Here is a 21,770-nt window from a genome sequence, read left to right as displayed (position 1 = left end):
CGCGGACCCGGTGGGCGGCCGCCGGGTCCGCGTCCCGTACGTTGGCCTCTTCGCGGGAGGTGGGGAGGCCGGGTGAGTGTCACCGATGCCGTGCTGCCCGGCTGCGCCGCCGTCGCGCTGCTGGTGTTCGCGGTCCGGCTGGCCCGGGAACCGCGGCGGCTCGGCAACGCCGTCTGGCTCGGCATCGCGCTCCTGCTCATCGGGTTGTGGCTGCTGCGCGCGGCTTGGCACCTGGAGTGGCTCACCCCGGTGCTGGGCGGGCTGCTGGCGGCGATCGCGGTGCTCGTCGCGGTGGTGCTGCCGGCGGCGCTGATCGCCAACGGCGTCCGGATGGTGCGGCGGGAGGGCCGGAGCCTCGGGAACCTGCTGTCGTTCGTGCTCGGGGTCGGCCTGCTGGTGCTCGAAGGGCTGTTCTTCGTGCCGCTCGGCCGGTGGGGTTCGGCGCTGGTCGCGACGGCGGCGGTGCTCGCGTGCTACTTCGGGTTCCTCTTCGCGTCCCTGCTCGGGTACTCGCTCCTGTACGGCCGGCTGCGGCGCCGTTCCGGTGTGGAAGCGATCATCGTCCTGGGCTGCGGCCTGGCGGGCGACCGCGTGACGCCGCTGCTGGCCGCCCGTCTCGACCGCGCGATCCGGCTCTCCGCGCGGGAAGCCGTGCCCCCGCTGCTGGTGGTGTCCGGCGGCCGGGGTGCGGGCGAGACGGTCACGGAGGCCGCCGCGATGCGGGAATACCTGCTTTCGCGCGGGATCCCGGCCGACCGGGTCAGTCTGGAGGACCGGGCGACGACCACCGAAGAGAACCTGCGGTTCTCGGCCGACCTGCTGCCCGAAGGCGTGCGGCCGCACCGGGTGCTGGCGGTGACGAGCAACTACCACGTCTTCCGCACGGCGGTGGAATGCCGCCGGCTGGGCCTGCCGTTCGACGCGACGGGCGCGCCGACGGCGAGGTACTTCCTGCCGAGCGCGCTCCTGCGCGAGTTCGCGGCGCTGATCCTGCACTACCGGCGCACGACGATCGCGGCGTGCACGCTGATCACCGGCACCGGCCTGGCGCTGGCGATCTTCGCCTAGACCGGCACGGCGGCGACCGCCTCGACCTCCACGACGTACTCCGGGCGCGCGAGCCCCGCGACGACCGCGAGGGTCTGCGCCGGGTAGTCGCCGTCCGGGAACCAGCCGGCGAAAGCTTCGGCCTGCGCGGCGCGGTAGCCGTCGAGGTGCTCGGTGCCCGCGACCAGCGTCAGCAGCTTGACGAGGTGTGAGGGTCCGGCGCCTTCGGCTGCGAGGAGGGCGTCGAGGTTGGCGAAGATCTGCTTGGCCTGCGCTTCGGCGCCGGTGAGGGTGCCGTCGGGTCCGACGCCGAGCTGGCCGGCGAGGAAGACCAGCCGGTGCCCGGCGGGGACTTCGGCCAGGTGGCTGTAGCGGCCCAGCGGCGGTGCGACGGTGTCGGGGTTCCAGCGGCGTGGCTTCACAGCTTCATGATCGCAGACCGGTCCGCCGGCTTTCTACAGTTCGTGCAGGACCGAGCAAGCGTGGGCCACGCCGTTTTCCTTGCGCAGCCGGGCGCCGGCGTACTGCGCGCCGCGCCGGAAGAGCGGGTTGGTCGTCAGCTCCTCGAGCCGCGCCGTCAGGGCCTCGACGGTCAGTTCCTTGTGCGGCAACGGACGTGGTCCGGCGCCGAGCCGGTACACGCGGCTGCCCCAGTACGGCTGGTCGGAGAAGACCGGGCAGACGAGCGCCGGGACGCCGGCGCGCAGCCCGGCCGCGGTGGTTCCCGCGCCGCCGTGGTGGACCACCGCCGCGGTGCGCGGGAACAGCCAGTCGTGCGGGACGTCGGCGACGGTCAGCAGGTCGTCGGTGTCCGGCCCGTCGCCGGCGACGAGCCCGCGCACCCCGGTGCGGCGCAGGGCGGTGCGGACGAGGCCGAAGGTCTCCTCGGTGGGCATGCTGCCGAAGCCGACGTACACCGGCGGCGGACCCGTTGCCAGGAAGTCGCGCAGCCGCGGGTCCGGGCGCCAACCGGGGTCGGTGTCGAGGAACCAGTAGCCGGTGACGTGGACCCGCGCGGGCCAGTCCGGCGGCCGTGGGACGACGGCGTCGGAGAAGCCGCACAGGACCGGCGAGTCGCGGCGCGGCCGTTTCCCGGAGAGTCCGAGGGTTTCCGCTCGCCAGCGGTCGATCTCGGGACGCAGGAGGTGCCCGGCCAGCGCGTCCACGGCGGTGAAGCTGAGGTGGCGGCCCCACGGGCCCAGTTTCGCGGCCCACGGGAGGAGGGGGTGCGGGAAGGCCCGCGTCGGGATGCTGGGCTGGTAGTGGAGTTCGACGTTCGGGACGGGGAGGTGGGTGCCGAGGAAGCCGAGGGTCGGCGCGAGGACGAGATCGGCGGTTTTCGTACCGGCGTGGACGTCGGCGAGCATGCGGTCGAGGACCGGGCGCAGGACTTCGCGGAGGCCGGTCAGGAAGGCGAGGCGACGTCCCGAAGTCCAGGCGCGGCCGGCTTCGGAGCCGAGCACCGCGCCGGGATCCGCGGACAGTGGGCCGAACTCGAGGCCGTGCGCGGTGACGAGGGGCTCGAAGGTGGGGGCAGCGAGGACCCGGACCCGGTCACCGTCGGCGGCGAGCCCCCGCCCGAGGGCGACGCAGGGCTGGACATCCCCGCGCGAACCGGGCGCGATGATGACGACCCGGCGGCTCATCGCGTCGCCGCCTCGCGGCGCAGCCGCCGGCCGAGCCTCGCGGTCGCCGTCATCGCTTCGCCGCCGTCAACCGGTACCGCAGCCGGTGCGGCAACCTCGCCAGCACGGCCGCCACCCGGGCATCCCGGCCGACCAGGTACCTCGGCGCCGGACGGCGGACCGTCAGCGCCCGCACCACCACCTCGGCGGCCCGCCGCGGCGGCACCCCCGTCCGGGCCGAGCGCAGCGCACTCCGTTCCGCCGCCGCCAACTGCTCGCCGTACCTCTCGAGCCCGGCCGCCGGCAGCGTCGCGCGCACCTCCTCCGCCGCCTCCCGGGCCCGGGTCCAGATCGCCGTCGCCACCGCGCCCGGCTCCACCAGGATCACCTCGATCCCCTCCGGGGCCAGCTCCGCCCGGAGGCTGTCCGTCAAGCCCACCAACGCGAACTTCGACGTGTGGTACGGCCCGACCATCGGCCCCACGATGCGGCCGCCGATCGAGCCGACCGTCACCACCCGCGCGACCGGGGCGATCCGCAGCGCCGGCAGCATCGCGCGGGTCACCGCGAGCTGGCCCGTCACGTTCACGTCCAGCTGCTCGCGGAACGCCGGGAGCGGCACGTACTCCAACGGCCCCGGCCGCGCGAGGCCGGCGTTGTTCACCAGCCCCCGCACCGGTCCCGCCGCCGCGACCCGCGCGCCGCACTCGGCGATCGAGTCCGCGTCCCGCAGGTCCATGCGCAACACGCTCACCGCACCACCGAAAACGCGGTCCAGCTCCTTCTCGTCCGCGTCGGTCCGGACGCTCGCCCACACGTGCGCACCGCGGCGGACCAGCTCCGCGACGCACGCGCGGCCGATCCCGCCTGACGCCCCCGTGACCACATAGGACGGTCTCACGACGCCACCACCGCCAGCATCCGCGGCCACGTCTTGTGCAGCTGCTCCTGCCAGTACGCCCACTGGTGCGTACCCGGCCCGTAGAGGTCCGCCGTCACCGGGACGCCGAGCGCGCGCAGCCGGCCGGCCATCGCCGTGGTCTGGCCGCCGCACAGGAACTCCAGCAGCATCGCCCCGGGCAGGACGTCGACCGGGAGCTTCGCGTCGAGCGGTCCCGGCAGGCCGTTGCCCGCCGACAGGTACAGCTCCGTGCCGCGCAACCGGTCCGCGTTCACCACCGGGTCGTGCGCCTCCCAGCGTGCCGCTTCGCGACGGCGGTCGCCCCACAACGCTTCCGGGTCGAGGTGGGCCGAGGCGACGATGGCGTCGGTCAGCAGTTCGCCCGTCGGACCGGCCGGGTTGAGGTTCCCGCTGTACGACGCGGCGTAGCGGAACACGCCCGGCCGCCGCGCCGCGAGCTCGATCGCGCCGTAGCCGCCCAGCGACAGCCCGGCCGCCGCGCGCCGGCCGTCGCCGCGGTAGCCGCGGTCGACCAGCTGCGGCAGCTCGACCGCGGTGAACGTCTCCCACTGGTTGAGCGCGAGGTCCTTGCCGTAGTTCCACCAGTCCGTGAAGAACCCCGCCGGGCCCGAGCCGGGCATGACGACGAGGACGTCCGCGTCGTCGGCGAGGCGCCGGACGTCGGTGTTCGCGCTCCAGCCGCGGTAGTCCTGCAGCCGCGTCTCCCCCGCGAGCAGGTAGACGGCGGGCCACTGCCGGTCCGGCTCGGCGGCCCAGTCCCGCGGCAGGATCAGCCGGACCATCGCGTAGGCACCGACGCCGGTCGAGCGCACGGTCAGGTCCAGCACCCGGGCATCACCGTCCACAGTGGTCTCCGCGACGACGTGCGACCCGTCGTCGGCGCGCGCGTCCGGCACGCTCGTCGCGGCCCGGGCGGGCGGGCCCGGCAGCGTGGCCACCACGGCGAGCAGCACCGCGGCGCACCGCGACCACCTCGCGGATATGCGCATCTGTTTTCCTTTCCCGGGAAAGTGACGGCGATCACCCGGAAAACACTTCGGGCGTGCCGCCAAGTTAGCGGAGGGAGAAACGAAAACGCAATTGTCCGATGCCGGACAATGTGAAGCGCAGGCAAACAAACTCCCCCACACGGGTGAGTCGACGACCACCCACGGTGACCGAAGTCGGACGCCCGTGCCACAACGCTGGGCCCGACTCGTGAGTAACCAGCCATTCCGCAGGTCACGCCGGGTACACGCGGCACGTTTACGCAATCTTGAGGCTCTTCCGGTAACCGATTACCTGCCGTAGGGTCTCCCGTGCCGCCGGGCTCGGCCGTCCGTGGACGCGTCGCCGGCGAAGGGTCCCAGTGCGGGGGCCGTGAAATCCCGGAAGGCTCCCCGAAAGGGATACCGATGGCTGCCCGAATGCGATTTTCCCCGATCCTCCTGGTCGCCGCGGCCGCGGCGACGACCATTTCCGGCTCCGCCGCGAAACCGCCGCCGGCGGTTCCACCGGCCGCGCTGCTGCCCGCCGAAGCGATCCCGGGCAACTCCGCCCGCGCCGAATTCGACGTACCCGAAGCACCATCCACAGTAGACAGAGATGACGGCTGCACCGCCGTCGTCCACGGCCGGTTGCTCCCCGGCGGCCCGGTGACCGCCCGCGGCTTCCAGACCGCGGTCCCCGGCGGCCAGGTTTCCGAACTCCTCGCCCGCACCCGCACCGACCTCACCGCCTGGACCGCGCAGGCACGCCGCTGCGCCCAGGTCACCGTCGACGACCAGGACCTCCCGACGGTCTCGACGCTCACCCTCGCCACCCCGCCCGCCGTTCCCGGCGCGGAAACCCTGTCTTACCAGCAAGTCCTGAGCCTGCCCGGGCAGACCACCGGGCCGATCCTGCGCACCGTCGCCATCGCCGCCGACGACGTGCTGCTCGTGCTCCGCGACGCCGGGACGACCGGCCTCGACCTCGACACCCTGGCCGTCGCCGCGTGGCAGCACGCGGGCCCGCGGCTGGGCCGCTGAACCGCAAGGAGAACCCCGATGTCCCTGCAGCACCTCGGCGGCGGCACCCTCACCGCCTGCCTGCGCCACTGGGCGGCGGCGACGCCCGACGAGCCCGCCGTGACCTTCCTCGACTTCGCCGCCGACCCGGCCGGACGGCGGCGCGGGCTGACCTGGCGGCGGCTCGCCGAGCGCGTCGACGCCGTCGCGGCCGCGCTCCCGGTCCGCCCCGGCGACCGCGTCGCCGTGCTCTGCCCGCAGGGAACCGACTACGTCGCCGGCTTCCTCGGCGCGATCGCCGCGGGCGCGATCGCCGTGCCGCTGTTCGACCCGGGCCTGCCCGGGCACGCGGGGCGCCTCGCCGCGGTGCTCGCCGACTGCGCACCCACGGCCGTCGTCACGACCACCGGCGCCCAGCTCGCGGTCGAGGACTTCCTCGACGGCCGTGTCCCGGTCGTCGCCGCCGACCGCCCGGGTCCCGCGCGCTCGTGGCCGGCTGCCGCGGCGTCGCCGGACGACGTCGCGTACCTGCAGTACACGTCCGGTTCGACGCGCAGCCCGGCCGGCGTGGTGCTCACGCACGCCGCCGTGCTCGCCAACGTCGCCCAGGTCGTGCGCGGCCTCGGCCTCGACCCGCGGACGGCCACCACGGTCTCCTGGCTCCCGCTGTTCCACGACATGGGGCTCGTCCTCGGCCTGATCACGCCCCTCGCGCTGGGCCTGCGGTCGGTGCTGATGGATCCCCTCGCCTTCGTCGAGCGCCCGGTCCGCTGGCTGGAACTGCTCGGCGACCACCCGGGCGCGTGGAGCGCCGCGCCGAACTTCGCCTTCCACTACTGCGCGACCCGCGTCCGCGAGCCGGAACGCCTGCGCCTGGGCGACGTCGCGGCCATCGTGAACGGCGCCGAGCCGATCAACCCCGACGTCCTCGACCGCTTCCACACCGCGTTCGCCGTCGCCGGTTACTCGCCCGAGAAGACGCGTCCCGCCTACGGCCTGGCCGAGGCGACCGTCTTCGTCACCACGGGCCCGGCCGCGGCTCCGCACGTCACGACGTTCGACCGGGACGCCCTCGCCACCGGGACCGCGCTGCCCGCGGGCACCGGCATCCGGCTCGTCGCGTGCGGCGTCCCGGCCGGCCAGCAGGTCGCCCTCGTCGATCCGCGGACCGCCGTGGCCCTCGCCGACGGAGAAGTCGGCGAGATCTGGGTCCACGGCCCCAACGTCGGCGCCGGTTACTGGGAGAAACCCCTGGAGAGCACCGAAACCTTCGGCGCCCGGCTGACCGGCGAGCACCCCGGGCTGCCCGACGGGCCGTGGCTGCGCACCGGCGACCTCGGCGTCCGCCACGATGGCGAGCTGTACATCGCGGGCCGGATCAAGGACCTCATCATCGTCGACGGCCGCAACCACTACCCCCAGGACGTCGAGACGACGGCCGCGTCGGCCGACCCCGCGATCCGCCCCGGCAGCGTCGCCGCGTTCGCCGTCCCCGGCGCCGACACCGAGTCCGTCGTCGTGGTCGCCGAGCACCGCGCCCACGAAGAGCTGACCGGAGAAGCCGAACGCGCCCTGGCTGTCGCGGTCCGCCGGCTGGTCTCGGACGCGCACGGGCTGTCCCTGCGGGACGTGCTGCTCGTCCCGCAGGGCCGGGTGCCACGCACCTCCAGCGGCAAGATCGCGCGCGCGGCCTGCCGCGACCGCTACCTCGCCGGCGACTACGGAAAGGCACTGGTGCGATGAGAAACCGCGACTTGCGCGACCGGCTTCTCGAGCTGCTCGCCGAGCACACCGGCACGACCGTCGAACCCGACCGCCCGCTTGCCGACTACGGCCTGTCCTCCCGCCAGGCCGTCGGCATCGCCGCGGACCTCGAAGACCTGGCCGGCACGCGGCTGCCCGCGACGCTGCTGTGGGAAAGCCCGACCGTCGACCACCTCGTCCGCAGCCTCACCGCGGGCGACGAGCCGGAGGCGCCGCCGGCCGACCGGCGGCGGACCGACCCGATCGCCGTCGTCGGGCTCGGCTGCCGCTGGCCCGGCGCCGACGGCGTCGACGAGTACTGGGACCTGCTGCGCGGCGGCCGGGACGCCGTCCGGACCGCGCCGCCGGGCCGCTGGGACGCCGGCGAAGCGCCGATCGTCGGCGGGTTCCTCGACGACGTCGCCGGGTTCGACGCCGAGCACTTCGGCATCACCCCGCGCGAGGCCGCGACGATGGATCCCCAGCAGCGGATGCTGCTGGAGGTGACCTGGGCGGCGCTCGAGCACGCCGACATCGCCCCCGCGTCGCTGCGCGGCAGCCGCACCGGCGTCTTCACCGGGATCGCCACCCACGACTACGGCCACCTGACCCTCTCCGGCGCCGCACCGGACCTGTGGACGGCGACCGGCGCGGCGGGCAGCATCGCCGCCAACCGGCTGTCCTACGTCTACGACCTGCGCGGACCGAGCATGGCGGTGGACACGGCCTGCTCGTCGTCGCTGGTCGCGGTGCACCACGCCATCCGTGCGCTGCGCGACGGCGAAGCCGACCTGGCGCTGGCCGCCGGGGTGAACCTCATGCTCGTGCCCGGGCCGACGGCCGCGTTCGCCGCGGCCGGGCTGCTCGCCGGTGACGGCCGGTGCAAGACCTTCTCGGCCGGCGCGGACGGCATCGCGCGGGCCGAGGGCTGCGGCGTCGTGGTGCTCAAGCGGCTGGCCGACGCCGAGGTCGACGGCGACCGCGTGCTCGCCGTCCTCCGCTCGTCGGCGGTCGGCTCCGACGGCCGGTCCAACGGCCTGGCCGCCCCGAATCCCGCGGCCCAGCAGGCGATGCTGCGCGACGCCTACCGCGGCGCCGGGCTCGATCCGTCCACTGTGGATTACGTGGAGGCGCACGGGACCGGCACGCTGCTCGGCGATCCGATCGAGGCCGGCGCGCTCGGCGCGGTCCTCGGCGCGGGCCGCTCCCCCGCCGCGCCGCTGCTGATCGGGTCGGTCAAGACGAACATCGCGCACGCGGAGGCGGCCGCCGGGATCGCCGGGCTGATCAAGGTCGTGCTCGCGCTGGTGCACGGCGAACTGCCGCCGCAGCTGCACTTCACCGCGCCGAACCCGCACATCCCGTTCGGCGACCTGCGGCTGAAGGTGGTCACCGAGCCGACGCCGTGGCCGTCGTACTCCGGGCGCGCCACGGCCGGGGTGTCGGCCTTCGGGTTCGGCGGGACCAACGCGCACGTCGTGCTCGAAGCGGCCGCGCCGGTCGGTGCTCCCGCGCCCGGTCCGGGGGTCCGGATCGGGCTGCTGTCCGCGCGGAGCCGTTCCCGGCTCGCCGAACGGGCGACGCAGCTGGCGGACTGGCTGGACTCGTCACCGGGCCAGTCCCTCGCCGACGTCACGCACACGTTGTTCCGGCGCGACAACGGCGACCGGCACCGGGCCGCGTTCGTCGCCGGGGACACCGCCGAGCTGGCCACCCTGCTGCGGGCGGTCGACGCCGATCCGCTGCCCGCGGGGGTGGCGACGGGGACCGCGGTGCCGGGCGAAGGGCCGGTGTTCGTGTTCTCCGGGCACGGTTCGCAGTGGACCGGGATGGGCCGCGGGCTGCTGGCCTCGTCGGCGGCGTTCGCGGCGCAGGTGGACAAGCTCGGCGACCCGTTCACCGAGCACAGTGGACGGTCGCTGCGGGCGTTGCTCGGCTCGGATCGCCGGTCGCTGCCCGAGACCCAGCTGGCGATCTTCGGGACGCAGGTGGCACTGGCCGCGCGGTGGGAGGCGCTCGGCGTCCGGCCCGCCGCCGTCATCGGGCACTCGCTGGGCTCCGCGGCCGCCGCCGTGGTGAGCGGTGTGCTGACCGCCGACGAGGCCGTCCACCTGGTCGCCACCCGGGCGCGGCTGCTGGGCACCATCGACGCGGGCGGCGCGATGGCCGCGGTTTCGCTGACGGCGGCGGACCTGCCGGCCGGGGTGGAGCTGGCGGTCGACTCCGCGCCGGGGCAGGTGACGGTGGCCGGCGACGCGTCCACTTTGGACTCACTGGTGGCGTCGCTGACGGCTTCGGGGCGGACCGCGCGCCGGCTGCCGGTGTCCGTCGCCGGGCATTCGGCTTCGGTGGACCCGATCCTGGGGCCGTTGCGCGACGCGCTGGCCGAGCTGGGCGGGCGGCGGCCGTTGGTGCCGTGGTACGACACGGTGCTGACGGACCCGCGCGCGCTGCCGGACTTCGACGCGGACTACTGGGCGGCGCACGTGCGGCGTCCGGTCCGGTTCCGCCAGGCGGTGACGGCGGCGGCCGCGGACGGGCACCGGGTGTTCGTCGAGGTCTCGCCGCACCCGATCCTGCGCGGTTCGTCGGCCCGGACACTGGAGGCGGCGGGGGTGCGGGACGCGGTCGTGGTGGGAACGTTGCGGCGCGGGCAGGACGAGGTCCGGGCGTTCGGCGCGGCCGCGGCGGAGCTGTACTGCGCGGGGACGCGGATCACGGTGAGCGCTCCGGACGACGGTGCGAGGTTGGCGGACGTGCCACCGATGCCGTGGCGGCACGTCCGGCATTGGTACACCGATGTCGCGGCGGCGGCCCGGGTGGCGGAACCGATCGCCACCACCGGTACCCGGGCCGGCGCGTCCGAGGCGCCGGCGTCGTCCGGCGACCGGCTCACCGAAATCGTCGCCGCGGTCATGGGTCTCTCGCCCGCCCACCTCGATGCCGACACCCCGCTCGTCGACCTCGGGCTCGACTCGCTCATGGCCAACCGGATCCGCGAAGCCGTCCGGCGGGAACTCGGCGCCGAACCCGATACCGCCGCCGTTCTGCGGGGTGCCACCCTCGCCGACCTCAACCGGGACCTCGCTCCCCGCGAAGGCGAACTCCCGCGTCCCGCCCGCGGCCGCGCCTGGGACGCCGCCGATCGCCTCGTCCTGCGGCTCTGGCGCAAGCACACCGGCGACGACCCGGGCCCGCACCCCGTCCTCGACGAGCACCTCGCCCGGCTCCTCGCCACCGACCTCTCCACCGAGCTCGACACCCCGATCGACGCCGCCGACCTGCTCCGGCACGACTCGCCCGCCGCCATCGCCGACGTCGCCCGCGCCGTCCTCGACACGCGCGAAAGCCGTGGCCCGGTGCACGTCCTCACCCCCGGCGACGCCGGCGCCGTGCCCCTGCTGCTGTTCCACCCCGGCGGCAGCACGTGCACCGTCTACCGCCCGCTGCTCGACCGGCTCCCCGCCGCCGTGCCGTGCCTCGGCTTCGAACGCGTGCCGGGCACGAGCATCGAGGATCGCGTCGACCGGCTGCTGCCGCTGGTCCGCGCGCGGCTGCCGCGCGGGCCCTACCGGCTCGCCGGGTGGTCGTTCGGCGGCGCGCTGGCCTACGGCGTCGCCGCCCGGCTCGCCGAGGAAGGCGAAGACGTCGAACTCGTCGCCCTCCTCGACACCATGCTGCCGCTGCCGGAACCGGACCTCGACCCGCGGGCGTCGTCGGCGCGGCGGTTCCTGCGGTTCACCGGGTACGTCGAAGGCACGTACGGCCGCCCGGTCCGGCTCGGGCACGACGAGCTCGCGCCGTTGCCCGAGGAGGAGCAGATCGAGCTGACCATGCGCCGCGTCGCCGAAGCCGGGCTGCTCAGCCCCGGCGTCCTGCGGCACCAGCGTCAGTCCTTTTTGGACACGCTCGCTGCCGAACGCGGGACTCCGCGCCCCTACGACGGCCGCGTCGTGCTCTACCGGGCGACCGAGCCGTACGCCGCCGGGCTGGCCATGGAACCGCGCTACTCCCGCTCCGACCTCGCCGCGGGCTGGGCGGACCTGTGCCCGCGGCTGGAGATCGTGCCGGTGCCCGCGCACCACCTGTCGGTGGTCGACCCGCCGCACGTCGACGTCGTCGCGCGGCATCTTGCGCGGTTGCTGTGAAGCTGCTGGCCGTGCTCGGCGCGGGGCTCTTCCTGGTGGCCGTGGACGCGACGGTGCTGCACGTCGCCTTGCCCGACCTCATTCGGGAGCTGCGCCCGGGCGCGGCGGCCCAGGTGTGGATCGTGGCGATCTACCCGCTCACGGCGGCGCCGCTGTTGCTGCCGTTCGGCACGCTCGGCGACCGCTTCGGACGTCGGCGCGTGCTGGTCACCGGCTACCTGGTGTTCGGCGTGGCGTCGCTCGGGTGCGCGTTCGCGCCGGACGTCACGGCGCTGCTCGTCGCCCGCGCGGCGCTCGGCTGCGGTGGCGCGATGATCATGCCGGTGACGATGTCGCTGCTGCGGGAGCTGTTCCCCGACCGGCGCCGCCGGCGCACGGCGATCGCGGTGTGCAGCGGCGTCGCCGGGACGGGCTCGGTGTTCGGGCCGGTGCTGGGCGGGGTGCTCGTCGAGGCGTGGGGCTGGCGGGCGACGTTCCTGGTGAACCCGCCGGTGATCCTCGCGGCGGTGGTCGCGGCGCTGCGGTGGCTGCCGCGGTCGCCGCCCGGGCGACGGCCGTGGGACGCGCTGAGCGCGGTCCTCGCGGCAGGTGGCGTGCTCGGGATCGCGTTCGCGGCCGGACCGTCGGGCGGTGGCCTGCTCGCCGGCGCGGCCGGGTGTGTCCTGCTGGGACTGTTCGTGCGGCGGCAACGGCGGTCGGCCGCGCCGTTGCTGGATCTGACGCTGTTCCGCCGCCCGGGCGTGCCGGGTGCGGTGGGCGGGGTGCTGCTGGTGATGAGCACGCTGGTGGGGCTCGGCGTGCTGCTGGCGCAGTACCTGCAGGTGGTGCTGGGCCTGTCGCCGACGGCCGCGGCGGCGCGGTTGCTGCTGGTCCTCGGGGCGTCGGCGGTGGGCAGCGTGACGGCGCCGGCGCTGCTCGGCCGGTTCGGCAACGCCCGGGTCCGGACGTGGGGATTCGCGGCGGCGGGGGTGTCGCTGACGGTGCCGGCGGCGGGCGGCTTGACGTCGTGGTGGCTGGCCGCGGCGCTGGTCGGCGCGGGGTTCGGGATGGCGCTGGCGCTGACGTCGAGCACGGACACGCTGTTGACGGCGGCCCCGCCCGGCCACGCGGGCGGCGCGGCGGCGGTCGAGAAGACGGGGTACGAGCTGGGGGCGGGCCTGGGCACGACGGCATTCGGTTCCCTGGCCGCGGCGGTGTACGCGGCGCGGCTGGTGGTGCCGCCCGGGGTGCCGGTTTCGGCGGCGCGGTTGGCGGAGGCGGGTCCGGCCCAGGCGGAGGCGGCGGCGCGGGGGTTCGCGGCGGAGGGGTTGCTGGCGGCCGCGCGGACGGCGTGCACCGCGGGGGTGCAGGTGGCGGCGGGGGTCGCTGGTGGACTCTTCGTGGTCGCTGCGGTGGTTTCGGTGTTCGGCCGGGTTAGGAGGGGTGTTCGGTCGGCGGCGGTATAGGGCGTTATACGGAAGTCTGGTGCCTTCGCGGAGTGCCGGGAGCGGAATCAGCGGCAGCGCAGGTTTTATCTCCCGGCCAAAGCGGCGAGCCGCTGCCTGCGGCAGCAGCCGCGGCTCGGCAGGCCCCCGGCGATCATCGGCAGACGCGGCCCGCAGGATCCGGCCATTCACCCCCGGCAGCCGCAACCTGGCACGACCCAGCCAGCCACCCCCGACAGCCGCCGTCGGAGCGGCGCGGCCCGACCTACCCGGCCGCCGTCAGCGGAACCAGGCGCCCGCCGCCGAGCGCATCGCCACTCCCTGCGGCTCCGGCGGGATCGGCAACGACCCCTGGCTCGGCGGCCACAACGTCACCGCCGGTACCTCACGCAACTGGGCTCGCAGCTTCTGCAGCGGCAACGGCCGCCGCCGGGTCAGCAACGTCGTCGTCCGCGGGTGCAGGTCCACGAACGGGTACGTCGCGTGCAGCGCCGCCAGTCGGGACTCCCAGTGGCGGCTGCGGGCCGCCAGCTCCGCCGCCGGGACCGCCGGCTGGACCACCAGGAACTCCCCCGGCCCGAGCCGGACCGCGCGGTCGAGCGGGCGCAGGCCGCGGCGCAGGAGGTCGGCGATGTTCTGCGCCGTGTGCATCCGGACGCGCGGGCCGTGGCGGCGCTCGACCGCCGCCAGGTCGTCGACCGCGACCAGGACCAGGCCCAGCGGCACTGTGTCCGTCGCGTCGCCGAGCCACGGCGTGATGCCCGCCAGGGTGTCCAGCCCCGTCTCCGGGTCGACCGCGGGCCCCGCCGGGACCGGGGCCGACGCGCGGGCCGCGTCCAGCCGGGACGCCACGTGCCGCAGCGCCGCCTCCGCGCGGCTCTCGATGTCGACCTCCGCCGGGGTCTCCACCGACGCCAGCACGTCGCCGACCGTGCGCCGGACCGCCGGGGGCAGCCGGTCGCCCATCGCGTCGCGCAGCCGGACCACTTCGGCGTACGCCTCGTCGCGGCGCAGTCCCCAGCGGCCGCGGAACAGCCGCGCGCGTTCGACCGACGTCGCCTGCGGGTCGATCTCGTCCAGGTCCTGCGCCACGACCGACGCCCCGAACGTCGGCGACAGCACGGCGACCGACCACTCGCGCGCCATCGGCTCGTCGGGGCGCAGCAGCACCGGCGTGACGCCGTGCGGGAGGTCGGGCCGGCCGGAGTCGACCATGCCGACCACCGTGACGGCGGCCTTCCGCGCGATCTTCGCGTACATCTCGCGCTCGCGTTCGAAGTACGGCAGCCGCTGGAACAGCGCGAACACGACGGTGTCGGCGCCGGCCCCCTCGGCGAGGGCCGCGCGCTCGACCGCGTGCGACGCGGTCACCAGAGCACGTTTGGACAGCAGGCCAGCGCGCGGGTCTGCGTCGGGCATGGAGGGGTCGCCTTCGCCGGGGGAAGAGAGGCAATCACCGTAAAAGAGCAGAACCTGCCCGGCTAGCCACACAATGAGGTGAAATCAGAAGTGGCGACGGTCAGCCTCCCGGGCGACGACCTCGTCACGGTCCGCCAGCCTTTCCAGGCCCCGCAACGGCTGCCGCATCCGGTGGTTGTCCCGCAGCCGCCCGGCGTTGCGGTCGAGGAACGCCCAGTACCCGGCCGTGAACGGACAGGCGTCCGGGCCGGTCCGCTTCTTCGGGTCGAACACACAACCGGGGCAATGGTCACTCATCCGGTTGATGTACGCGCCGCCGGCGGCGTACGGCTTCGTCGCGACGACCCCGCCGTCGGCGTACTGGCTCATGCCGATCACGTTCGCCGGCATCACCCATGGGAAGCCGTCGACGAAGGCGGTGGCGAACCAGCGGGTCAGCTCGGCCGGGTCGTACCCGCGCTGCAGCGCGTGGTTGCCGAGCACCATCAGGCGTTCGATGTGGTGGGCGTAGCCGCGGTCGCGCACCCCGGCCAGCGCGGTGCGCAGGCAAGCCGCTTCGACGGCGTCCGCGTCGAGCGAACGCCACCACTCCGGGAGCTTCCGGCGCGCCTGCAACGCGTTGCGCCGCAGGTACTCCGGCCCCTGGTACCAGTACAGGTGCCACACCCACTCGCGCCAGCCCAGCACCTGCCGGACGAACCCTTCGACGCTGCTCAGCGGCGCGTCACCGGCCCGGTAGCGCTCCTCGGCGCGCCGCACGACGTCGCGCGGGTCGAGCAAGCCGAGGTTGAGCGGCACCGAGAGCAGCGCGTGCGCCATCGCCCAGTCGTGGGTGAGCATCGCGTCCTGGTGCGGGCCGAAGACGGGCAGCCGGTGGTCGAGGAACCGCCGCAGCGCGCGGACGGCCTCGTCGTGCCCGACGGCGAACTGCCGCGGCCCGTCGACCCCGACCGGGTGAATCTTCCCCGCGCGGACGGCTTCGTCGAGTTCGGCGCGGACGCGGTCGTCGATCTCGTTTTCCCGCGGGCGCCAGGGCGCGGGAACGTCGAGCCGCGTCGTCTTCGGCGGCGGCTGCCGGTTGTCGTGGTCGTAGTTCCACTGCCCGCCTTCGGGTTCGCCGTCGGCTTCGAGCAGCACGCCGAACTTCCGGCGCTGGTCGCGGTAGAAGTCCTCCATGACGAACCGCTTCCGCCCGTCGGCCCAGGTCTTGAAGTCCTCTTTGGACAGTACAAAGCCGGGCGTGGGCCGGATGTCCGTGACGACGCCTTCGTCGCGCAGCCGCCGGACGAAGGCATCGGCGGCGTGCGACGTCGGCTCGTGCACGACGACCGGGCGCCCGAACCGCCGCAGGCCGGTCCGGTAGTCCGGCGCGTCGACGAGGGTGACCCGGTCGCCGAGATCGGCGGCCAGGCGGTGGAGCGCGGCCTGCACGAGGTGCAGTTTCTGCCGGTGGAACGGCTTGGCCCCGAAGGCGGCGGCCGACCGGATCACCAGCACGTCGCGGCCGCGGTGCTCGGGGGTGCTGTGGAAGTGCGGCCCGAGCTGGTCGGCGAACAGCCAGAGCGCGGGCTCGTTTCGCATGGGCGGAACGCTAGCCCGGTTCGCGCGGTTCCGCAGCGGACGCCACGGGCCGTTCCCGCCTCAGCTCGACGATTCCCTCTTGGTGTCGTAGGACGTCCAGCCGCCCTCGCCTTCGGCCGCTTCGACGTCGGCGTCGGCGCTCGCCGCGTGGGTCATCGCGGCCACCGTGCGCTCGAGCCCCTGCTGGACCTCTCCGCCGCCGGCCTCCCGGACGCTGTGCAGCGTCACGGTGATCTCCGACGACGCCGGGCCGTCCTCGGCGATCCGCAGCTCGCCGTGGTAGTCGTCGGGGCCTTCGGCGCCCCAGGACAGCGAACGGTTCGCCGCGTCGGTGTGCAGCCACGCCTCGCCGGCGACGCGCCGGCCGTGCACCTCCGCCTCGACGTGCACGCTGTCGCCCCCCTTCGGCTCGGCGACCTTCATCTCGGGGAAGTACCGCGGCAGGTTCTCCGGGTGGCTCAGGAACGCGAACAGCTCGTCCGCGGGGACGTCGGCCGTCGCGGTGTGGCGGTACTCGGTCATCGGCTCACCTTTCGTCGGCCCCTGGGTTACCCCTGAAGTCGTGCATTAAAAGGCGTTTTCCGGGGAACCTGGTGAGCATGACGGCCACCGAACCCGAGACCCGGCGCGGTCCCGCCCCCGTCCAGGGCATGGGCATGCTGATCGGCTTGCTGTTCCTCGTGCTCGCCGCGCTGGAGCTGATGTCGGGGGTCGCGGACGGCACCGGCCCGCACGAGCTGTTCGGGCTGTTCTCGGTGTCCGGGCTGTGGGCGCTGCTGCACCTGCTGACCGGCGCCGTCGCGGTGTTCTGCACCCGTTCTTCCCGCCTGGCCGCCCGGTTCCTGCTCGCCGCCGGCATCGGCTACTCCGTGGTCGGCCTGGCCGGGCTGCTCCCGCTGCCGCACGCGGTCACCGACGTGCTGCCGATGAACACCGCCGGGGTCTGCCTCGCCCTCGCCCTCGGCACGGTCATGCTCGTCCTGGGAGCCGGCTGGCGGCAACGGGGACGGCGCCGCTGAAGTCGTCCGCCGGCCGCGGGAAGCGCACCAGCGCCGCCGCGACGAGCACGGCGAACCCGAAGAGGACGTAGCCGTTGCCGGTCAGCTGCTGGAAGAACGTCCAGTCGCGCTCGACTTCCCCGCCGCGCGGCCACCACCACTGCGGCCCGGCGACGAAGAGCACCGCACCCGCCCCGGCCAGGACGGCCAAGCCGCGCCGCCGGGCGCGGCGCGCCAGCTCCGCCCAGCCGAGCAGCACGACCACGGCCCAGACCCAGTGGTGCGTCCACGAAATCGGCGAGACCAGCAGGCCGCCGACGGCGTTGACGCCGAGCGCGACCGTCCGCTCCCCCGCGTTCAGCGCGCGTCGCACGCCCAGCGCGGTCAGCACGAGGACTACCGCCACCAGCGGCAGCCACCACGCGGTCCGCGCGTCAGCGGGCACGCCGGCCCGGGCGAGCAGCCCCAGCAGCGACTGGTCGCCGGCGTAGGTCGGCTCGCCGACGCGACCGGTGTCCCACAGCGCGCCGGTCCAGTACCGCACCGAGTCGGCGCCGGCCAGCAGGAAACCCAGCGCCGTCGCGGCGAGGAACGTGACGACGCTCGTCACGGCCGCCCGGGTGTCCCGGCGGAGCAGGAAGTAGAGCAGGAACACCGCCGGGGTCAGCTTGATCGCGGCGGCGAGCCCGATCAGCAGGCCGCGCGGCCACCGCGGGGTGTCCACCAGGACGTCGAGCACGACGAGGGCGAGCAGCAGCAGGTCGATCTGTCCCGCGTAAACCGTGCGCAGCACCGGCTCGAGGACTTCGGCGGCCAGGAGGACCACCGCGACCCGCCGCCGGCCGGCTCGCGCCCCGAGCGCTCGCAGGACCGTGACCAGCACCAACGCGAGCAGAGCGAGGGTGCCGACGGTGACCACGACGCAGGCGGCCCAGTACGGCAGGACGGCCAGCGGCGCCAGCACGACCGCGGCGAACGGCGGGTAGGTGAACAGCAGCAGCTGACCGTCGCCGGTGGGCGGCAGGGTGCCGTACAGCGCGTCGCCGTGCAGCAGCGCCGCCGACCCGAGCCGGTAGACGTCCAGGTCGACGCGGTAGGCGGGGAACCGCACCCGGCCGTCGTTGAACGACACCAGCAGCACCGCCAGGACGAGCACCTGCGCGCCCAGCAGGACGTACGCGTTCCCCAGTTTGGCCCGCACCCCTCGTCCCCCTCCGATCACCTCTCGCATTCTGTCGGGTCCCCGCCCGGGCGCCATCCGGGAAACCCCCGGACCTCTGCTCCCGAAAAACGGGTTGCCCGCCGTGCCAGCCTGGGCGGATGGGGACACCGACCGGCTTCGCCTACCGCGTCGACGAACGCGGCACCGTCACGATCACCCACCACGGCCGCCCGGCCGGGACGCTGCGCGGGTCCGCCGCCGCGCGGTTCCTGGCCGCCGCCGACCGCGGTGACGACCGCCAGCTGCTGATGGCCCGCGCCACCGGCAACTACAAGCACGGCACCGAGCGGCGGGCCCGCGAGCACCCCCGGAACCGCTGACTTCCTGGCACGCTGGCGCCATGAGCTACGACGTGCAGACGATCCGCAAGCACTTCCCCGCCCTCTCCGCCGCGCACTTCGACGGCCCGGGCGGCTCGCAGGTTCCCGACGTCGTCGGCGAGGCCGTGGCCGGGACGCTGTGCGCGGCGATCGCCAACCGCGGCGTCGTCACGGCGGCCGAGCGCCGGGCGAGCGCGGTGGTCGCCGACGCGCGCCAGGCCGTCGCCGACCTGCTCGCCGCGGACCCGGCCGGGGTCGTTTTCGGCCGCAGCATGACGCAGCTGACCTACGACTTCTCCCGCACGCTGGCCAAGAACTGGGGGCCGGGCGACGAGGTCGTCGTCACCCGGCTCGACCACGACGCGAACATCCGGCCGTGGGTGCAGGCCGCGTCGGCAGCCGGCGCGACCGTGCGCTGGGCGGACTTCGACGCGGCGACCGGGGAGCTGGCCCCGGCCGCCGTCACCGGGCTGCTGTCGGAGCGGACGCGGCTGGTGGCGGTGACGGCGGCGTCGAACCTGCTCGGCACCCGGCCGGACATCCCGGCGATCGCGGCCGCGGTGCACGACGCCGGCGCGCTGCTGTACGTCGACGGCGTGCACCTCACGCCGCACGCCGCCGTCGACGTCACGGCGCTGGGGGCCGACTTCTACGCGTGCTCGCCGTACAAGTTCCTCGGCCCGCACCTGGGCCTGGTCGTCGCGGCGCCGTCGCTGCTGGAGACGCTGCACCCGGACAAGCTGCTGCCCTCGACCGACGCGGTGCCGGAGCGGTTCGAGCTGGGGACGCTGCCGTACGAGCTGCTGGCCGGCACGACCGCGGCGATCGACTTCCTGGCGGGGCTGGTGCCGGGATCGGGCTCGCGCCGGTCGCGGCTGTCGAGTTCCTTTGCGGCCGTGGAGGAGCACGAAAACGCGCTGCTCACCCGTCTCGACCAGGGCTTGGCCGAGCTCCCCGGCATCACCCGGTACGGCGCGCCGGAGCGGCACCGGACGCCGACGGTCCTGTTCTCCGTCGACGGCGTCGCGTCGCAGGCGGTGTACGAGCACCTCGGGGCTTCCGGGGTGAACGCGCCCGCGGGGAGCTTCTACGCGATCGAGTGCTCGCGGCACCTGGGGCTCGGCGACACGGGCGCGGTGCGGGCGGGGATCGCGCCGTACACCACGGAAGCCGATGTCGACGCCTTGCTGGCCGGAGTGGCCTCGCTGCCCCGCGCCTGAGTGGATCCGCCTGCCTGAAGCGCCCCAATGTGGCCTTCGGTGCGTGTGACGCACCGAAGGCCACCTTGGGTGCGTTGAATCAGCACCGCGGCGCGGAGCGCCTCCGTTGAGGGTGGTGGTGGGGGCGTGGGCGGAGCAACCAAGTCCACCTTGGGGCGCTTGGGCCGGGCTACGGCGCCGGGGCGTAGCCGGACGGCCGCGCGGTGAACGTGCCGCGGCCCTGCGTCCGGCTGCGGAGCCGGTTCGCGTAGCCGAACAGCTCGGCCACCGGGACCGTCGCCGTCACCACCGCCGTGCCCGCGCGGACCTGCGAGCCGGCCACCCGGCCGCGGCGGGCCGCGAGGTCGCCGAGCACGCCGCCGACCGCGTCGGCCGGCACCGTCACCGCCACCTCGGCGACCGGTTCCAGCAGCCGCAGTTGGCACGCGCGCAGGGCTTCCCGCAGGCCGAGCCGCCCCGCCGTCCGGAACGCCAGGTCCGACGAGTCCTTCGGGTGGGTCGTCCCGCCGGTCAGCACCACCCGCAGGCCCGTCACCGGGTGCCCGCCCAGCGGCCCCTCGGCCAGCGCGTCCCGGCACCCGGCCTCGACCGCGCGGACGTACTCGCGCGGCACCGCGCCGCCGACGACCGCCGAAGCGAACTCGAACCCCTCGGCGGCCGGCTCGACGTCGAGGACCACGTGGGCGAACTGGCCCGCCCCGCCGTCCTGCTTGACGTGCCGGTACAGCAGCCCGGACACCCCGCGGACCACGCTTTCCCGGTGCGCCACCGAAGGCCGGCCGACCGCGACTTCGAGCCCGCGATCGCGCCGCAGCTTCTCCACCGCCACCTCCAGGTGCAGCTCGCCCAGGCCGGACAGCAGCGTCTGCCCGGTCTCCGGGTCGGTCCGCACGACCAGCGACGGGTCCTCCTCCGCCAGCCGCGCCAGCGCCGACACCAGCCGGTCGCTCTCACCCGCCCGGCGGGCTTCGACGGCCACCGAAACCACCGGGTCCGCCGTCGGCGGCGGCTCCAGCAGCACCGGGGCGTCCGGCGCGCAGAGCGTGGCGCCGACGCGGGCCGCCTTCGGCCCGGCCACCGCCACGATGTCGCCGGCCACCGCGCTGTCCACCGGCGCGTGCCGGTCGGCCTGCACGCGCAGGACCCGCGCGACGCGGTCGACGCGATCGCCGTCGCGCACCTGGTCCCCCTTTCGCAGCGTTCCCGAGTACACCCGCACGTACGTCAGCCGCCCGGTGGCCGTCGCGGCCACCTTGAACACCAGCGCTGCCAGCGGCGCCGCCGGGTCGGCGGGCCGGTCGGCGCGCACCGGCGGGACGTCCGAGGGTGCCGGCAGGTAGGCCACGACGGCGTCGAGCAGCGGCTCGATCCCGCGGTCGCGGTAGGCCGCGCCGCACAGCACGACGAGCCCGTCGCCGCTGAGGGTCAGCTCCCGCAAGGCCTTCTCCAGCGTCTCCCCCGAGATCGTCCCGGTGGCGCAGAACTCGTCCAGCGCCACCGGGTGCAGCTCGGCGACGGCTTCCTCCAGCGCCCGGCGTCGTCGTCGCGCCTCCGCCGACGCGTCCGCCGGCGGACGCACCAGGTCGAGGACGCCGGTGAAGCCGCCCTCGCGCCCGATCGGCAGCTGCACGACCAGCGGCGCCGGGTGCAGCCGCTCCCGGATCGACGCGACGGCCGCGTCGAGGTCGGCGCCCGCGCGGTCCATCTTGTTGACGAACGCGATCCGCGGCACGCCGTGGCGATCCGCTTGGCGCCACACGGTTTCGCTCTGCGGCTCGACGCCCGCGACGGCGTCGAACACGGCGATCGCGCCGTCGAGGACGCGCAGCGACCGCTCGACCTCGGCGGTGAAGTCGACGTGGCCGGGCGTGTCGACGATGGTCAGCCGGTGCCCGCGCCACGCGCAGCCGACGGCCGCGGCGAAGATCGTGATGCCGCGGTCGCGTTCCTGCAGGTCGAAGTCGGTGACGGTGGTGCCGTCGTGGACCTCGCCCGTCCTGTGGGTGGCTCCGGCGAGGTGCAGGATCCGTTCGGTGACGGTGGTCTTGCCCGCGTCGACGTGGGCGAGGATGCCCAGGTTGCGGACGGTGGTCAGGTCGTGCGTGCGCATGGC

17 protein-coding genes are annotated in these 21,770 nt (G+C 74.9%); 8 read left to right on the top strand and 9 right to left on the bottom strand.

What is annotated here, in order from left to right; all coding sequences use genetic code 11:
• The first annotated feature begins 72 nt into the window (after positions 1–72).
• Positions 73–1,068: a YdcF family protein gene (locus ACERZO_RS12845; RefSeq protein WP_372664831.1), complete on the top strand. Its 996-nt coding sequence runs from the start codon at positions 73–75 to the stop codon at positions 1,066–1,068.
• Here ACERZO_RS12845 and ACERZO_RS12840 read toward each other — a convergent pair.
• From ACERZO_RS12840 to ACERZO_RS12825, 4 genes are read right to left on the bottom strand one after another with little or no spacing between them, the layout of a single operon-like run.
• A complete protein-coding gene (locus tag ACERZO_RS12840; protein WP_372664830.1) occupies positions 1,065–1,469 on the bottom strand; it encodes a RidA family protein in 405 nt (134 codons plus the stop codon). The genes ACERZO_RS12845 and ACERZO_RS12840 overlap by 4 nt on opposite strands.
• A 33-nt stretch (positions 1,470–1,502) precedes the next feature.
• Complete coding sequence (locus ACERZO_RS12835; RefSeq protein WP_372664829.1) at positions 1,503–2,693, bottom strand: glycosyltransferase; 1,191 nt, start codon at positions 2,691–2,693, stop codon at positions 1,503–1,505.
• A 49-nt stretch (positions 2,694–2,742) separates the two neighbouring features.
• Positions 2,743–3,573, bottom strand: a complete 831-nt coding sequence (locus ACERZO_RS12830; protein ID WP_372664828.1) for an SDR family NAD(P)-dependent oxidoreductase — start codon at positions 3,571–3,573, stop codon at positions 2,743–2,745.
• A complete protein-coding gene (locus ACERZO_RS12825) occupies positions 3,570–4,583 on the bottom strand; it encodes an alpha/beta hydrolase (RefSeq protein ID WP_372664827.1) in 1,014 nt (337 codons plus the stop codon). Before ACERZO_RS12825 ends, ACERZO_RS12830 begins: the two co-directional genes overlap by 4 nt.
• Positions 4,584–5,000: 417 nt before the next feature.
• Here ACERZO_RS12825 and ACERZO_RS12820 point away from each other — a divergent pair, with 417 nt between their 5' ends.
• Genes ACERZO_RS12820 through ACERZO_RS12805 form a run of 4 tightly spaced genes read left to right on the top strand, consistent with a single transcriptional unit; the run spans position 5,001 to position 12,918 of the window.
• On the top strand, positions 5,001–5,603 hold the full coding sequence (locus ACERZO_RS12820; RefSeq protein ID WP_372664826.1) for a hypothetical protein: 603 nt from the start codon (positions 5,001–5,003) through the stop codon (positions 5,601–5,603).
• Between the two features lie 18 nt (positions 5,604–5,621).
• Complete coding sequence (locus tag ACERZO_RS12815) at positions 5,622–7,325, top strand: fatty acyl-AMP ligase (RefSeq protein ID WP_372664825.1); 1,704 nt, start codon at positions 5,622–5,624, stop codon at positions 7,323–7,325.
• Positions 7,322–11,473: a type I polyketide synthase gene (locus tag ACERZO_RS12810; protein WP_372664824.1), complete on the top strand. Its 4,152-nt coding sequence runs from the start codon at positions 7,322–7,324 to the stop codon at positions 11,471–11,473. The genes ACERZO_RS12815 and ACERZO_RS12810 overlap by 4 nt, the downstream gene beginning before the upstream one ends.
• Positions 11,470–12,918 (top strand): MFS transporter, encoded by a 1,449-nt coding sequence (locus tag ACERZO_RS12805; RefSeq protein ID WP_372664823.1) that lies wholly within the window; start codon positions 11,470–11,472, stop codon positions 12,916–12,918. Before ACERZO_RS12810 ends, ACERZO_RS12805 begins: the two co-directional genes overlap by 4 nt.
• 258 nt (positions 12,919–13,176) lie before the next feature.
• On the opposite strand, the gene ACERZO_RS12800 is transcribed toward ACERZO_RS12805, so the two are convergent.
• From ACERZO_RS12800 to ACERZO_RS12790, 3 genes are all read right to left on the bottom strand, one after another.
• Positions 13,177–14,316 (bottom strand): DICT sensory domain-containing protein, encoded by a 1,140-nt coding sequence (locus ACERZO_RS12800; protein ID WP_372664822.1) that lies wholly within the window; start codon positions 14,314–14,316, stop codon positions 13,177–13,179.
• An 84-nt stretch (positions 14,317–14,400) separates the two neighbouring features.
• Positions 14,401–15,897, bottom strand: a complete 1,497-nt coding sequence (locus ACERZO_RS12795; RefSeq protein WP_372664821.1) for a cryptochrome/photolyase family protein — start codon at positions 15,895–15,897, stop codon at positions 14,401–14,403.
• 60 nt (positions 15,898–15,957) lie between these two features.
• A complete protein-coding gene (locus ACERZO_RS12790; protein WP_372664820.1) occupies positions 15,958–16,419 on the bottom strand; it encodes an SRPBCC family protein in 462 nt (153 codons plus the stop codon).
• 77 nt (positions 16,420–16,496) lie between these two features.
• Between ACERZO_RS12790 and ACERZO_RS12785 the strand changes: the two genes are divergently transcribed.
• Positions 16,497–16,916, top strand: coding sequence for a DUF4383 domain-containing protein (locus ACERZO_RS12785; RefSeq protein WP_372664819.1), 420 nt, complete (start codon positions 16,497–16,499; stop codon positions 16,914–16,916).
• On the opposite strand, the gene ACERZO_RS12780 is transcribed toward ACERZO_RS12785, so the two are convergent.
• Positions 16,867–18,096, bottom strand: coding sequence for a glycosyltransferase 87 family protein (locus tag ACERZO_RS12780; protein ID WP_372664818.1), 1,230 nt, complete (start codon positions 18,094–18,096; stop codon positions 16,867–16,869). The two genes, ACERZO_RS12785 and ACERZO_RS12780, sit on opposite strands and share 50 nt — an antisense overlap.
• Positions 18,097–18,215: 119 nt before the next feature.
• Between ACERZO_RS12780 and ACERZO_RS12775 the strand changes: the two genes are divergently transcribed.
• Together ACERZO_RS12775 and ACERZO_RS12770 are read left to right on the top strand one after the other, a co-directional pair.
• The gene (locus ACERZO_RS12775; RefSeq protein ID WP_372664817.1) at positions 18,216–18,437 is read left to right on the top strand and encodes a hypothetical protein; all 222 of its coding nucleotides are present in this window, start codon (positions 18,216–18,218) and stop codon (positions 18,435–18,437) included.
• 20 nt (positions 18,438–18,457) lie between these two features.
• Positions 18,458–19,657: a cysteine desulfurase-like protein gene (locus ACERZO_RS12770; RefSeq protein ID WP_372664816.1), complete on the top strand. Its 1,200-nt coding sequence runs from the start codon at positions 18,458–18,460 to the stop codon at positions 19,655–19,657.
• A 169-nt stretch (positions 19,658–19,826) separates the two neighbouring features.
• Here the strand turns inward: ACERZO_RS12770 and fusA are convergent, their stop codons facing one another.
• Entirely contained in the window at positions 19,827–21,767 is a 1,941-nt protein-coding gene (fusA, locus tag ACERZO_RS12765; RefSeq protein ID WP_372664815.1) for an elongation factor G, read from the bottom strand.
• Positions 21,768–21,770 lie beyond the last annotated feature (3 nt).

The sequence above is a fragment of the Amycolatopsis kentuckyensis genome (assembly GCF_041679295.1).
Classification (GTDB): domain Bacteria; phylum Actinomycetota; class Actinomycetes; order Mycobacteriales; family Pseudonocardiaceae; genus Amycolatopsis; species Amycolatopsis kentuckyensis_A.
The sequence above is the reverse complement of the archived record's forward strand: the minus strand, read 5'-3'. Positions and strand labels throughout refer to the sequence as shown.